Below are 13,953 nucleotides of genomic sequence, written 5' to 3'. Positions count from 1 at the left end.
TTTCCCGATTGTTTGCCTTGTCGGTCCGTTGTGAGGCCTGATGAGACGCCCTCGCACGGCCCGGGCCTCATGTCTCAGCCATCGGATGATCCGAGGACGAGCGAGACCTCTCGGTCCTTGCCGCCGCGCTGGACGGTCAGCTCCAGCCGGTCGCCGGGGCGGTGCGCCCGGGTCTTGACGATCAGTTCCTCACCGGAGTGCACCCGCAGGCCGTCGACCTCCGTGATGACGTCGCCCGACTTGATCCCCGCCTTGGCGCCCGGGCCGCCCACGGTGACCGGCGGTCCGCCCTCGCTGCCCTCCGCGGCGACGCGGGCGCCGTCGCCCGTGTAGTCCATGTCGAGGGTGATGCCGATGACCGGGTGAGTGGCCTTCCCGGTGTTGATCAGCTCTTCGGCGACGCGTTTGCCCTGGTTGATCGGTATGGCGAAGCCGAGGCCTATCGAACCCGACCGGGCGCTGTCCTGAGTGGAGCCGCTGTCCGCCGAGCGGATGGCGGAGTTGATGCCGATGACCCGAGCACGGGCGTCGAGCAGGGGCCCGCCGGAGTTGCCGGGGTTGATGGGCGCGTCGGTCTGCAGCGCGTCGACGTACGACACGTCGCTGCCGTCGCCCTTCTCACCACCGGCCGTGATGGGCCGCTGCCTGGCGCTGATGATGCCGGAGGTGACCGTGCCGGCCAGGTCGAAGGGGGCGCCGATGGCCACGACCGGGTCGCCGACCTGCACGTTGTCCGAGTTGCCCAGCGGCAGGGGGGTGAGTCCGCCGACGCCCTTCACCTTCACGACGGCGAGGTCGTAGCCGCTGTCCCTGCCGACGACCTCGGCCTTCGCGGTCTGGCCTCCGTTGAACGTCACGGTGATCACGCCGCCGGATCCGGCGGGCTGCACGACGTGGTTGTTGGTGAGGATGTGCCCGCGGGTGTCGAGCACGAAGCCGGTGCCCGTGCCCTGCTCGCCGGCACCGCTGACATGCAGGGTGACCACACTGGGCAGGGCCCGTCCGGCGATCCCGGCCACGCTGTCCGCGTCCCGCGTGGAAGCCTCCTTCCCGGCCTGCGGCAGCTCGACGGTCCCGACGCCCCCGTTGCGCTCCAGATACGTCCCCACGGCCCCGCCGATGCCCCCGGACACGAGCGCGAGCAGTACGGCACCGAGCACGAGGGACTTCCTGCCCCGCCTGCGCCGCTGCTCCGTGCTGAGCACGGCGGCGCCGTTCTGCTGGAAGGGTCCCTGTCCCCCGGCGGCACCGGGGGCCGCCCAGGGGTCGTAGCGCTGCCAGGGGCCGGCGACGGAGGCGGGTGCGGGAGCGCCGGTGTGGACCGGCACGGTCGGCACGGGCGCGGGGTCTCCGAGGGCGCCGGGGACGCCGGGGTGCGGCATCGCCGACGGGTGAGCGGAAGGCGCGGCATCGCCGGTGGCGGGGGCGGACGCTGTGCCGTGCGGCTGGGGCAGCGGCGGCACGGCCGCGGTGCCCGGCGCGGTCGGCTGTCCCGCTGGCGCGACACCTTGCGCGGGGATCGTCGCCGGGTGCTGGACGGGCGGCGCGGGCGCCCAGGGGCCGGGTTCGCCGTAGGGCGGGGTGCTGTACGGATCGGGGTCGTGCAGCGGCCGGGGAGCATCCTGCGCCGGCCCGGCCATGCCGGCCTCCGCCACCTCGGCTTCCGCCACCCCGGGCTCCGACGCCGTGGGCTTTCCGACAGTCTCTGCCGGGATTTCCTCGGGGCGCCGCAACTCGTAGTCGCCGTCTCCATCGTCCCGAGGCGCGGGGCGGGGCAGCTCGAAGTCCCCGTCCGGGCCGGTCGGGGCCGGGGCCGTCACCGGTCCGTGCACACCGTTCCCGCCCGGGTCCTCCGCCACGACCTGGTCCGTACCCTCCGGCTCCGCCGCAGGGTCCTGCGGCCGTGGACGGCTCCACCACTTCGCTTTCGTGGGCTTCCCCTCGTTCATGCTCTCCCCACAGCCGCGGCACGGCTCGTCGCGCTGGCCGCGGTTCCTCGAACCGGCGCCCGGCCACACCTCGTCCCGGGCGACAACCCCCGGATTCAATCAGGTCCGCGGACCGGTGCGCAGAGGCCGGTCAGTGAGCCGTGCGCGAGGAAGCCGGGGAAGAGGGGGACGAGTGGGACGGGGTCGGGTCCGCGAGGGGCACGGCGAGCAGCGGGACCCTGATCTCGGGGACCGAGGACCACGAGGTCAGGGCGGCCGGAGTGGCCGCCTCGAGCGGACGTATCAACGGGGACATGACGGCGGCTCCGGCCACCACCGGGGCGGTCAGCGCGTGCAACGCGTGGTGCCGGGCGGCGGACGGCACTCCGGGCAGCAGCGGGGCCGAGACCTCGGTCGGGGCGACCGGGGCGCGGCCGAGCATGCTCTCGCCGTGCACCTGACCGAGCTGCGGCGCCGTCCGGCGGCGTTGGGACTCGGGCGTCGTCGCGGCGCCGGTGCCCTGGGTGCGCATCGGTGTGACGTTGCTCCCCGTGCCCTGGCCGCCGCGGGCCTCCGCGTCGGCCGGGGTGCCGGTGGTGACCCCGCCCAGCGCGATCGCCGCCAGGGACACGGCACCGGCGGCCACGAACGCGATCCGCAGCCGCGAGGAGGACCGGTCGCCGTCGTGCCGGCCCACGTCGTGGATACGGAAGCCCCTGGGCAGGCCTCCGTGGCCGGGCAGCGGGCCTGCCGTGTCGGAGGGAAGGCCGGGGTTTCCGCCCGGGGACGCGGGCATCACGGGCAGGTGCGGCCGGGACGGGGCGTACCCGAACTCGAACCGCTCGCCGCGCTTCACACCGAAGGCCCCTGACGATCCGAACCGTCCGGACAGTCCGCCGGGCAGCCCTGTCCCGCCCGGCGGTGTGATCTCACCGTCCGGGCCGCCACCCGCGGGTAGTCCCTGCAGGCGGGCCAGGAAACTCTCGGAGGGAGGCGGGGGGGCCGCCTCCGCGAAGACGTTCTTCAGCCGGCGCTGGGCGTCCACCTCCGCCTTGCACTTCGGGCAGGTGGCCACGTGCGCCAGTACGCGCTCACGCGCGTCATGACCGAGCTCTCCGTCCACCAGGGCGGAGAGTCGGTCTCCCAGATGCTGCTCTGCGAGGTGACCCTCGGAGGCTTTCGGCCGAGATCCGCTCACGCGCTCGCGCCCCCTCCTCCCAGGGCGGGAACACGGGGCACGAAGGAGCGGCGCTCGGCGCGCGCCTCCGGGGATCGGTGCGCGAGAGCCTTGCGCAGCTGGGAGCGTCCGCGGTGGATCCGGGAGCGGACCGTGCCGAGCTTGACGCCGAGGGTCGCCGCGATCTCCTCGTAGGACAGTCCTTCGATGTCGCACAGGACGACCGCGGCGCGGAACTCGGGGGCGAGGGTGTCGAGGGCCTGCTGGACGTCCGCGTCGAAGTGCGCGTCGTTGAAGATCTGCTGCGGCGTGGGCTCCTTGCTGGGCAGGCGCTCGGCCGCGTCCTCGCCGAGCGCGTCGAAGCGGATGCGCTGCTTGCGGCGGACCATGTCCAGGAAGAGGTTCGTGGTGATGCGGTGCAGCCAGCCCTCGAAGGTGCCCGGCGTGTAGGTCGACAGGGAGCGGAAGACGCGGACGAAGACCTCCTGCGTGAGGTCCTCCGCGTCGTGCTGGTTGCCGGTCAGACGGTAGGCGAGCCGGTAGACCCGGCCGCTGTGCGTGCTGACGATCTCCTCCCACGTGGGCGGAGTCCACGCCTGCCCGTCCGCGTCGGTGGTGAAGGTCGCGGTCTGGGCGAAGTCAGCGGCGTGACTGTGGTCAGCAGCGGTGTCGTTCACAGATGTCGGCCTGCCTGCCGGTCCGAGGAAGCGCCGCAGCACTCCTCCGCGATCCACAGGCGCAGCCGCACCTCCCCTGTCAGCTCTGGTGGTGTCCAGTGGAGCCCCTACCATAGCCACCTCGCCCGTTAGGACCGGATAAGTGGTTTTACGAGAATTTGATCTGGGCTGATACGCCTCGTACTGCTGCGTCGGCCCCTGCTCGGCGTCCTGATCCACTGCCCGTCCCCCCGTCCTGGCCCACGCCGCTCGCTCATCCCTTTAAACGACCGGTCCCATCTGCGGGTTCCCGTGCCCAACGGATACAGTCACGCCCAGGCATTCACGGGGACAGGAGAGGGTCATTACCGGCAACCGGCAGACGAGCTGGGCGTTCGCCGACGCCTATGTCGCCGAGGACGAAACGCTGCACTGGGCCCGGGACCGGGCCCGCGAGGCAGGGTTGCGCTCGGTGACGCCCGGCACGGGCGCCGCGCTGCGGTTGCTGGCCGCGTCGGTCGACGCGAAGGCCGTCGCGGAGATCGGGACCGGCTGCGGCGTCTCCGGGATCCACCTCCTGCACGGTATGCGGCCGGACGGTGTCCTGACGACCGTGGACCCCGAGCCGGAGCACCAGCAGTTCGCTCGTCAGGCCTTCCGCGCCTCCGGCTTCGCCAGCAACCGGGCCCGCTTCATCCCGGGCCGCGCCCTGGACGTGCTGCCCCGCCTCGCGGACGCCGGTTACGACCTGGTCTTCTGCGACGGTGATCGCCTGGAGGTGATGGACTACCTCGCCGAATCGTTGCGCCTGCTGCGCACCGGCGGGCTGGTCGTCTTCGAGGGCGCCTTCGCGAACGGCCGGACGGTGGACTCCGGTCCGCAGCCCACGGAGGTGCTGCGGCTGCGGGAGCTGCTGCGCGCGGTGCGCGAGAGCCAGGAGCTGGTGCCGTCACTGCTGCCGGTGGGCGACGGGCTGCTGTGCGCGGTGAAACGCTAGCCGGGTCGCACGTTAGCGGAGCGGGAGCCGGGGCAGGCGAGTGTCGTCGGCGGGAAAACAGCCGCCCCGGCACCGAGGTGATGCCGGGGCAACTGAAAGGGTATGGTCGCTTGCGCGTCAGCCGACGACCTTCTTGAGGGCGTCGCCGAGCGCGTCGGCCTCGTCAGGGGTCAGCTCGACGACGAGCCGACCGCCGCCTTCGAGCGGAACGCGCATGACGATGCCCCGCCCCTCCTTGGTCACCTCGAGCGGGCCATCACCCGTTCGCGGCTTCATGGCCGCCATGCTCGTTCCCCTTCCTGAAACCCAGCTCATCGTCAAAGCCGACGGCCCCTGAGAAGGGCACACGTGCGGCCCTTTTGGCAGGACACGCGACACCGGCATCGAACACATTGCTTCCAAGCCATTATCCCGCATCTCAGGACCCGATGACCAACATCAGTCGGCATCGCTTGGGCAACGCACGCGAGCAAAACCACTCAATTCGGCGATGAGACTGCGATACTCCGCCACCGCACACACTTCCGCCGAAGCAATCCGGACGAAGATTGTTTGACGCAGGTCACACGTCCGGTCCGGTCAACGGCCCGCGATCTCCGTCATGCTGTCCTGCAGACCCGGGGCGTACCGGCCGGTACGTCCCCGTTTCGTGACCTGGAGGGGATACGCCATGGCCGGCACCGTGCTCTACGAGGTGAGCGACGGACTCGCGACGATCACGCTGAACCGCCCGGAGGCGATGAACGCGCTGAACGTGGAGACCAAGGTCGCCCTGCGGGAGGCGGTCGAGTCGGCGGCGGGCGACGCCACGGTGCGGGCGGTGCTGCTGACCGCCGCCGGGGACCGGGCGTTCTGCGTCGGGCAGGACCTCAAGGAGCACATCGGGCTGCTGGTCCAGGACCGGGAGACCGGCTCGGGTCAGACCATGAGCACGGTCCGGGACCACTACAACCCGATCGTGCGGGCGCTGGCGGGGGCGGCGAAGCCGGTCGTCGCCGCCGTGAACGGGGTGGCGGCCGGGGCGGGCTTCGGCTTCGCACTCGCCGCGGACTACCGGATCGTGGCGGACTCGGCGGCGTTCAACACCTCGTTCGCCGGGGTGGCGCTGACCGCCGACTCGGGGATCTCCTGGACGCTGCCGCGGGTGATCGGCCCGGGCCGAGCCGCCGACCTGCTGCTCTTCCCGCGCAGCATCAGCGCGCGGGAGGCGTACGAGCTGGGCATCGCCAACCGGCTGGTGCCGTCCGCCGAGCTGCGTGCGGAGGCCGAGAAGGTGGCGCGGGCGCTGGCCGAGGGGCCGACGGTGGCGTACGCGGCGCTGAAGGAGTCGGTGGCGTACGGGCTGACGCACTCCCTGGAGGAGGCCCTGGAGAAGGAGGACGAGCTCCAGACCCGGGCCGGCTCCTCCGAGGATCACGCGATCGCGGTGCAGGCTTTCGTGAGCAAGGAGAAGCCGAAGTATCTGGGCCGGTGAGCTCGGGGCGGTAGTGCCGTCGAGGGCTGCGGGCGCGTGGGGGCTGGTCGCGCCCCCGCGGCGGAGCCGCGCGTCGACCCGGCCCCGCGCCCCTACGGGGCGCTTCTGGCGACGCATACCTCCAGGTGATCGTCCACCAAGCCGCACGCCTGCATCAACGCGTACGCCGTCGTCGGGCCGACGAAGCGGAGGCCCCGCTTCTTCAGGGCCTTGGACAGGGCCGTCGACTCCGGGGTGACCGGCGGGACGTCCGACAGGGTCTTCGGGGCGGGGCGGCCGATCGGGTCGGGTGCGTGGGACCAGATCAGTTCGTCCAGCTCGCCCGGGGTCCATTCGGTCAGCGCACGCGCGTTGGCGAGGGTCGCGTCGATCTTGGCGCGGTTGCGGATGATGCCCGCGTCGGCCAGGAGGCGCTCGCGGTCCTCCTCGGTGAAGGCGGCCACCGACGCGATCTTGAAGTCGGCGAAGGCGGCGCGGAAGCCGGGACGACGGCGGAGGATGGTGATCCAGGACAGGCCGGACTGGAAGGCCTCCAGGCTGAGCCGCTCGAAGAGCGCGTCGTCGCCGTGGACGGGGCGGCCCCACTCCTCGTCGTGGTAGGCGACGTACTCCGGGGCGGACAGGGCCCAGGGGCAGCGCAGTGCGCCGTCCGGGCCGGCCAGGGCGGCGCCGTCGCTCACGGCCGGTCCTCCCGCTCCGGCTTGTCCATGGAGACGTGGTTCTCCCCGGCCGACACCGGCCCGTGGGCGGAGGACGACCGGGCACCGGCCAGGGCGGACTCCAGATCGGCGATGCGGGCGTCGCGCTCGGCGAGCTCGGCGCCCAGGCGGCTGAGGGCGTCGTCCACGTCCGCCATGCGGTAGCCGCGGGCTGCGAGCGGGAAGCGCAGGCTCTCGATGTCCGCGCGGTCGACCGGCCGGTCCGGGGGCAGCGGGTCCCGCAGCCGCTCGGGGGCGGCCTCGGGCAGCGGGCTGTTCTCGCCGCCGCCCACCACGGCGAGCGTCACCGCGCCGACCACGACGGCGAGCGCGACGACCAGGAACAGGAACATAACCATCGCGGGGCCCCCACGGTCGGATGGATCGGACGCTGCGGACGTCCTCCGAGTCGGATGTTGTCAGGCTCCGATCGTGCCATGCGAGTCCGACGGTTAGGGTCGCAGGCGGCGGAAGACGGGACGTACCCAGGAAAGGTCACAGGGGATGCTCAGGCTGGGCAAGCGGGAATTCGGACCACACGAGCCGGTGATCATGGCGATCGTGAACCGCACCCCGGACTCCTTCTACGACCAGGGCGCCACCTTCCGCGACGAGCCGGCCCTCGCGCGTGTGGCGCAGGCGGTGGCCGACGGGGCCGCGATCATCGACATCGGCGGGGTCAAGGCCGGGCCGGGCGAGGAGGTCACGGCCGAGGAGGAGGCCCGGCGGACGGTCGGGTTCGTCGCGGAGGTGCGGCGGCGGTTCCCGGACGTGATCATCAGCGTGGACACCTGGCGGGCCGAGGTCGGCGAGGCCGTGTGCGAGGCCGGGGCCGATCTGCTGAACGACGCGTGGGGCGGGGTCGATCCGGGCCTGGCGGAGGTCGCCGCACGGTACCGGGTGGGGCTGGTGTGCACCCACGCAGGCGGAGCGGAGCCGCGGACGCGGCCGCACCGGATCGAGTACGACGACGTCATGGCGGACATCCTGGACGTGACGGTCGGCCTGGCCGAGCGGGCACTGGCCCTGGGGGTGCCGCGAGAGTCGATCATGATCGATCCGGGACACGACTTCGGAAAGAACACCCGGCACAGCCTGGAGGCGACGCGGCGGCTGGACGAGATGGTCGCCACGGGGTGGCCGGTGCTGGTGTCGCTGTCCAACAAGGACTTCGTCGGGGAGTCGCTGGACCGCCCTGTGAAGGAGCGGGTCGTGGGGACGCTGGCGACGACGGCGGTGTCCGCGTGGCTGGGGGCGCAGGTGTACCGGGTGCACGAGGTCGCGGAGACACGGCAGGTGCTGGAGATGGTGGCGGCGATCGCGGGGCATCGGGGTCCTGCCGTTGCCCGGCGGGGGTTGGCCTAGCCCGGGGTGGGGGGGGGGGGGGGGCCGAGCCGCGGCCCACTCGGCCGCGCAGCTGGTGGAGCTGGGAGACGCCGAAGCGGTCGCCTGGACCCCGGAGCCTATGCCCGCCCGCCGCCCGAAGCGGTCGGACAGGAGGCTGGGCTCGAAGAGCCCCTCAGCGCCCCGCCTCCTTCGACACCAACGCCACCGCCTCGTCCACGTCGTCCGTCACGTGGAACAGCAGCAGGTCCTTCTCCGCCGCCTTGCCCTGGGCGATCACCGTGTCGCGGAGCCAGTCGACCAAGCCGCCCCAGTAGTCGGTGCCGAAGAGCACGATCGGGAAGCGGGTGACCTTCTGGGTCTGGACGAGGGTGAGGGCCTCGAAGAGCTCGTCGAGGGTGCCGAGTCCGCCGGGCAGGACCACGAAGCCCTGGGCGTACTTGACGAACATCATCTTCCGGACGAAGAAGTAGCGGAAGTTCAGGCCGATGTCGACGTACGGGTTCAGGCCCTGCTCGAACGGCAGCTCGATACCTAGGCCGACGGAGATGCCCTTCGCCTCGAGGGCGCCCTTGTTGGCCGCCTCCATCGCGCCCGGGCCGCCGCCCGTGATGACCGCGAAGCCCGCGTCGACCAGGCCCTGGCCCAGCCGCACGCCCGCTTCGTACTCGGGCGAGTCCGCCGGGGTCCGGGCCGATCCGAACACGCTGATCGCGGGCGGGAGTTCGGCGAGGGTGCCGAAGCCCTCGATGAACTCCGACTGGATGCGCAGCACACGCCAGGGGTCGGTGTGGACCCAGTCGGAGGGGGCTCGCTCGTCCAGCAACCGCTGGTCGGTGGTGCTGGCCTGCACCTGGTCCCGCCGCTGGAGGACCGGGCCCAGGCTCTTCTCCTCCGGCGGCTGCTTCTTCCCCTCGGGGTTACCGGTCGCCATGTGCGCTCCCTCCGTCGTGCCTGTCTTTCCACCTCAGCGTAGATCTACGCGGGTTACGAACGAGGGACGTGAGCATGTCCGCGATGCAGCGCCGTAAACCCGCCGGCGTGCCGGCCTGGTCAGGCGGTCAGCCAGTTCCGCAGGCGCTCCTCGCCCGCGAGGATCTTGGCGGTCTCCACGCGCTCGTCCCGCTTGTGCGCCAAGTGGGGGTTGCCGGGGCCGTAGTTGACCGCGGGGACACCGAGCGCGGAGAAGCGGGAGACGTCCGTCCAGCCGTACTTCGGCATCGGGGTGCCGCCGACCGCCTCGATGAACGCCTTCGCCGCCGGATGGGACAGTCCGGGCATCGCCGCGCCGCTGTGGTCGACGACCTCGAACTCGGCGACCCCGCAGTCCGCGAAGACCTCCCGGACGTGCGCGACGGCCTCCTCGGGGGTGCGGTCGGGCGCGTAGCGGAAGTTGACGGTGACGACGCACTCGTCGGGGATCACGTTGCCGGCCACTCCCCCGCCGATACCCACCGCGTTCAGGCCCTCGCGGTACTCCAGGCCGTCGATGACCGGCCGGCGGGGCTCGTAGGAGGCCAGCCGTGCCAGGATCGGGGACGCCGCGTGGATCGCGTTGGAGCCCATCCAGCCGCGCGCCGAGTGGGCCCGCTCGCCCGTGGTCTTCAGCAGGACCCGCAGCGTGCCCTGGCAGCCGCCCTCGACCTGGCCGTCCGACGGTTCCAGGAGCACCGCGAAGTCGCCCTCGAGCCACTCGGGGTGCGTCTCGGAGACGTGCTTGAGGCCGTTCAGCTCCGCGGCGACTTCCTCGTTGTCGTAGAAGACGAAGGTCAGGTCGCGGTTGGGGGCCGGGACCGTGGCCGCGATGCGCAGCTGCACGGCGACGCCCGACTTCATGTCGCAGGTGCCGCAGCCCCACAGGACGCCGTCCTCGTCGAGCCGGGAGGGGACGTTGTCCGCGATCGGGACGGTGTCGATGTGCCCGGCCAGGATCACCCGCTCCGAGCGGCCCAGGTTCGTGCGGGCCACGACGTTGTTGCCGTACCGGTCGACCGTCAGATGGGGCAGGGCGCGCAGCGCGGTCTCGATCGCGTCGGCGAGGGGCTTCTCGGTGCCGCTCTCGGAGCGGAAGTCGACGAGCCGGGCGGTGAGCTTTGCGGCGTCCAGCGTGAGGTCAAGCGAGGTGTCGGCCATGCCGTCGACCCTAACGCGCCAGTCCGCGGCCTCACTGTCCACACCCGGCTCATGCCACTCCGTACTCTCCAGTACCTTGTACGGCGTGCCAGAGCCGTCCTCTCCCAAGCGTCGTGGCCGCCTCTTCCGATGCGGAGCCGCCTTCATGGCCCTGCTCGCGGTCGCCGGTTACCTCGTCGTGCAGTACGTGACCGGGGGCTCGGGCGGACCGGGCTGCAAGGTCGTCTCCGGCAAGGGCGACGGGGCGTCGTACGAGTTCACGCCCGAGCAGGGGGTGAACGCGGCGACGATCACCGCGGTGGGGACCGCGCGCGGTCTGCCGGAGCGGGCCGTGACCATCGCGCTGGCGACCGCGCTGCAGGAGTCGGCCCTGCGCAACATCAGGCACGGCGACCGGGACTCCCTGGGCCTGTTCCAGCAGCGGCCCTCTCAGGGCTGGGGAACGCCCAAGGAGATCATGGACCCGACGTACTCGGCCGGCGAGTTCTACGACCATCTGGTCAAGGTGCCCGGCTACACCCGGCTGCCGCTCACCGTCGCCGCGCAGCGCGTGCAGCGCAGCGGCTTCCCGCAGGCCTACGCCAAGCACGAGCCGGACGCCGCGTTGCTGGCCGCGGCGCTCACCGGGCAGTCCGCGGCCACGCTGACCTGCGACGGCCGCCCGGCCGCGACCCGGGCATCGGGCCCGGACGGGGTGCGTGCCGCACTCGTGCGTGACTTCGGGCGCGACGTGCTGGACCCGGCCGGTGCCGAGGTGGACGGTACGTCGGGGAACACGCCCACGCCGTCCCCGAGCGCCACGGACGGGACCGGCGGGCGGACCGTGACCCTGCCGGTGACCGCCGGCACCGCTTCGGCGACCGGACGGGGCCCGGGCCTGCGCGGCTGGCAGCTGGCGCACTGGGCCGTGGCCAACGCCTCCGAGCTGCACATCGCGCGCGTCACCTACGCGGGGCGGGAGTGGGTGGCGGGGAACACCGCCAGTCAGTGGCGCACCGCCGCGGAGAAGGGCACCGCGGGTGCGGAACGCTCCGCGGAGGCCGTCCGTATTGTCACGATGCGCTAGATCGCGCAGGGGTACGGGAACTCACCCTTGGGCGTTATCCGTGCGGCCGCGCACCGAGGGTGTTCGCAGGTTTTCGCACCCTCACCCGGGAAGTCCTGAAAACCCTTGGGCGCACAGGGCCGGAAGGGATGCGGCGGGCTTTCCGGCAGGGGTCTTTTCGCCCGTTTGTCCGTAGCCGATTATGCGACGCATTACCAACTCTTTACGTTCCGGCGCCGCAACCTTCGCGGGTTTCGAGCGGTAGTCACAGCGTCCGAGCCCGGGGGCGATCACAGCCAGTCGATCAACGCCCGGTGTCGGTCGGACACTTCGCGAAACTCTGTTCTCTCCCGTTGAAGGAGCACCATGTCCCTCCCCCTGACCCGCCGTATCGCCCGTGCCGCGCTGATCGTCGCTGCGGGAGCGGCTGCCGGGGTCGGTGCGGCCGGCTCCGCCAGTGCGGCCCCCGAGCTGCCGGCCAACCCGAACCTCGGCGGGCTGACCGCCCTGGACACGGCGAATGCCGGCAAGACCGTCGACGGTGCGGCGACGGAAGTCTCCAAGACCGCGGGTGACACCGGCAGCAAGACCGTCAAGAAGGCGGTGCCGGCCGCGGGCAAGCTCGGCGGCAAGACGGTCAAGAAGGCCACGCCCGTCGCGCAGAAGGCGGCCGGTGAGGCGGCGGGCTCCGCCGGGAAGCTCGTCGGTGGGGCGGCCGGTTCGTCCAAGGGCGCTCTGCCGACGGACTCCCTGGCGAAGGGCGGCGTGCCCTCCCTGCCGACGAAGGGTCTGCCGGTCGGCTGACGCCGAGCCTCACGTCCGAGGCCCGAGGGGCCCAGGGATGCTTCCCTGGGCCCCTCGGGCCTGTGGTCACTGCGGCAGCGGTCACAGACGCCGTACCGCCGCCGCCACCCTCTCGTCCGTCGCCGTCAGTGCCACCCGGACGAACTCGGCGCCGGCCGGGCCGTAGAAGTCGCCGGGGGCCACGAGGATGCCCCGCTTGGCGAGGTGGTCGACCGTGTCCCAGCAGGATTCGCCCCTGGTGGCCCACAGGTAGAGGCTGGCCTCGCTGTGCTCGATGCGGAAGCCGTGGGTGAGCAGGGCCTCGCGCAGAAGCTCGCGGCGGGACGCGTAGCGCTCGCGCTGGACACGGACGTGGTCGTCGTCGCCGAGGGCCGCGATCACGGCCGCCTGCGTCGGAGCCGACGTCATCATGCCGCCGTGCTTGCGGATCTCCAGCAGCGGACCGAGGACCGCCGGGTCACCGGCCAGGAAGGCGGCGCGGTAGCCGGCGAGGTTCGAGCGCTTGGAGAGCGAGTGGACGGCGACGATGCCGTCGTAGGAGCCGCCGTTGACGTCCGGGTGCAGGACCGAGACCGGGTCGGCCTCCCAGCCCAGCTCCAGGTAGCACTCGTCGGAGAAGAGCAGGATGCCGTGCGAGCGGGCCCAGGCGACGATCCGGGTCAGCTCCTCCTTGGACAGGACCTTGCCCGTGGGGTTCGACGGGGAGTTCAGCCAGAGCAGCTTCAGGCCCTCGGGATCGAGCTCCGTCGGGTCGTCGTAGGCCTCGTACGCGGCGCGCGCCAGCCGGGCGCCGACCTCGTACGTGGGGTAGGCGAGGCGCGGGAAGGCCACCCGGTCGCCGGGGCCGATGCCCAGCTGGGTCGGGAGCCAGGCGACGAGTTCCTTGGAGCCGACGATCGGCAGCACATGGCGGTGGGTGACGTCCCGGGCGCCGAGACGGCGCTCCACCCAGCCGGTGATCGCGTCGCGCAGCTCGGGCGTGCCCCAGACGGTCGGGTAGCCCGGCGAGTCGGCGGCGGCCACCAGCGCTTTCTGGATCAGCTCGGGCACCGGGTCGACGGGGGTGCCGACGGACAGGTCGACGATGCCGTCCGGGTGGGCGGCGGCCGTGGCCTTGTACGGGGTCAGCTTGTCCCAGGGGAAGGTGGGCAGACGGTCGGAGACTGCGGACACGGGTTCTGGCTCACTTTCTGGTACGTACGAGCCGGTGACGGCAAACGCCTCGGCCCCGTACGGCGATCAGCGGGTGATCGGGCCGTACGGGACCGAGGCGGCACGGAGTGCGGGCCGCTCTTACTGGTTCTGCGGCGGCAGCGCGGCGACGAAGGGGTGGTCGCGCTCGATCAGCCCCAGCTTGCTGGCGCCGCCCGGCGAACCGAGCTCGTCGAAGAACTCGACGTTCGCCTTGTAGTAGTCCTTCCACTCCTCGGGAGTGTCGTCCTCGTAGAAGATCGCCTCGACCGGGCAGACCGGCTCACAGGCACCACAGTCGACGCATTCGTCCGGGTGGATGTACAAGGACCGCTGGCCCTCGTAGATGCAGTCGACCGGGCACTCCTCGATGCACGCCTTGTCCTTGACGTCGACACAAGGCTGCGCGATGACGTAGGTCACGCTGTCGTTCCTCCTCGATAGGGCGCTGGCGGGCCTCCTCAGGCTCCGCCGCCTGGCGCGCGGGAGCGCGGCGTCGTCGATGC

Annotated in this window: 15 protein-coding genes; 5 read left to right on the top strand and 10 right to left on the bottom strand. The window is 72.0% G+C overall.

What is annotated here, in order from left to right; genetic code table 11:
- Positions 1-74: 74 nt before the first annotated feature.
- From ABTX60_RS05690 to sigE, 3 genes are all read right to left on the bottom strand, one after another.
- Entirely contained in the window at positions 75-1,949 is a 1,875-nt protein-coding gene (locus tag ABTX60_RS05690; protein ID WP_352095776.1) for a S1C family serine protease, read from the bottom strand.
- A gap of 130 nt (positions 1,950-2,079) precedes the next feature.
- On the bottom strand, positions 2,080-3,126 hold the full coding sequence (locus tag ABTX60_RS05685) for an anti-sigma factor family protein (protein ID WP_352095775.1): 1,047 nt from the start codon (positions 3,124-3,126) through the stop codon (positions 2,080-2,082).
- The gene (sigE, locus tag ABTX60_RS05680; protein ID WP_344458630.1) at positions 3,123-3,896 is read right to left on the bottom strand and encodes an RNA polymerase sigma factor SigE; all 774 of its coding nucleotides are present in this window, start codon (positions 3,894-3,896) and stop codon (positions 3,123-3,125) included. Before sigE ends, ABTX60_RS05685 begins: the two co-directional genes overlap by 4 nt.
- 163 nt (positions 3,897-4,059) lie before the next feature.
- On the opposite strand from sigE, the gene ABTX60_RS05675 reads away from it, so the two are divergent.
- Entirely contained in the window at positions 4,060-4,758 is a 699-nt protein-coding gene (locus ABTX60_RS05675; protein ID WP_324614290.1) for an O-methyltransferase, read from the top strand.
- Between the two features lie 117 nt (positions 4,759-4,875).
- Here the strand turns inward: ABTX60_RS05675 and ABTX60_RS05670 are convergent, their stop codons facing one another.
- Complete coding sequence (locus ABTX60_RS05670; protein WP_003966491.1) at positions 4,876-5,043, bottom strand: DUF3117 domain-containing protein; 168 nt, start codon at positions 5,041-5,043, stop codon at positions 4,876-4,878.
- A gap of 385 nt (positions 5,044-5,428) precedes the next feature.
- Between ABTX60_RS05670 and chcB the strand changes: the two genes are divergently transcribed.
- A complete protein-coding gene (gene chcB / locus ABTX60_RS05665) occupies positions 5,429-6,232 on the top strand; it encodes a 2-cyclohexenylcarbonyl CoA isomerase (protein WP_352095774.1) in 804 nt (267 codons plus the stop codon).
- A gap of 92 nt (positions 6,233-6,324) precedes the next feature.
- Here the strand turns inward: chcB and ABTX60_RS05660 are convergent, their stop codons facing one another.
- The gene (locus ABTX60_RS05660) at positions 6,325-6,912 is read right to left on the bottom strand and encodes a DNA-3-methyladenine glycosylase I (protein ID WP_352095773.1); all 588 of its coding nucleotides are present in this window, start codon (positions 6,910-6,912) and stop codon (positions 6,325-6,327) included.
- Complete coding sequence (locus ABTX60_RS05655) at positions 6,909-7,289, bottom strand: DivIVA domain-containing protein (protein ID WP_352095772.1); 381 nt, start codon at positions 7,287-7,289, stop codon at positions 6,909-6,911. The genes ABTX60_RS05660 and ABTX60_RS05655 overlap by 4 nt, the downstream gene beginning before the upstream one ends.
- Positions 7,290-7,434: 145 nt before the next feature.
- Here ABTX60_RS05655 and folP point away from each other — a divergent pair, with 145 nt between their 5' ends.
- The gene (gene folP / locus ABTX60_RS05650) at positions 7,435-8,295 is read left to right on the top strand and encodes a dihydropteroate synthase (RefSeq protein WP_352095771.1); all 861 of its coding nucleotides are present in this window, start codon (positions 7,435-7,437) and stop codon (positions 8,293-8,295) included.
- Between the two features lie 154 nt (positions 8,296-8,449).
- Here folP and ABTX60_RS05645 read toward each other — a convergent pair whose 3' ends face one another.
- Both ABTX60_RS05645 and dapE read right to left on the bottom strand, forming a co-directional pair.
- On the bottom strand, positions 8,450-9,208 hold the full coding sequence (locus ABTX60_RS05645) for an LOG family protein (protein ID WP_352095770.1): 759 nt from the start codon (positions 9,206-9,208) through the stop codon (positions 8,450-8,452).
- A gap of 119 nt (positions 9,209-9,327) precedes the next feature.
- A complete protein-coding gene (gene dapE, locus ABTX60_RS05640) occupies positions 9,328-10,407 on the bottom strand; it encodes a succinyl-diaminopimelate desuccinylase (protein WP_352095769.1) in 1,080 nt (359 codons plus the stop codon).
- A gap of 85 nt (positions 10,408-10,492) precedes the next feature.
- Between dapE and ABTX60_RS05635 the strand changes: the two genes are divergently transcribed.
- Entirely contained in the window at positions 10,493-11,473 is a 981-nt protein-coding gene (locus ABTX60_RS05635; protein WP_502992276.1) for a VldE C-terminal domain-containing protein, read from the top strand.
- 345 nt (positions 11,474-11,818) lie between these two features.
- Positions 11,819-12,256: an ATP-binding protein gene (locus ABTX60_RS05630; RefSeq protein ID WP_352095767.1), complete on the top strand. Its 438-nt coding sequence runs from the start codon at positions 11,819-11,821 to the stop codon at positions 12,254-12,256.
- Positions 12,257-12,337: 81 nt separating this feature from the next.
- On the opposite strand, the gene ABTX60_RS05625 is transcribed toward ABTX60_RS05630, so the two are convergent.
- The gene (locus ABTX60_RS05625; RefSeq protein WP_352095766.1) at positions 12,338-13,429 is read right to left on the bottom strand and encodes a bifunctional succinyldiaminopimelate transaminase/glutamate-prephenate aminotransferase; all 1,092 of its coding nucleotides are present in this window, start codon (positions 13,427-13,429) and stop codon (positions 12,338-12,340) included.
- A 120-nt stretch (positions 13,430-13,549) separates the two neighbouring features.
- Positions 13,550-13,870, bottom strand: coding sequence for a ferredoxin (gene fdxA, locus ABTX60_RS05620; protein ID WP_003973842.1), 321 nt, complete (start codon positions 13,868-13,870; stop codon positions 13,550-13,552).
- Positions 13,871-13,953 lie beyond the last annotated feature (83 nt).

The sequence above is a fragment of the Streptomyces sp. NPDC126510 genome, assembly GCF_040302345.1.
Taxonomy (GTDB): Bacteria; Actinomycetota; Actinomycetes; order Streptomycetales; family Streptomycetaceae; genus Streptomyces.
This window is presented reverse-complemented; position numbering and strand designations above follow the sequence as displayed.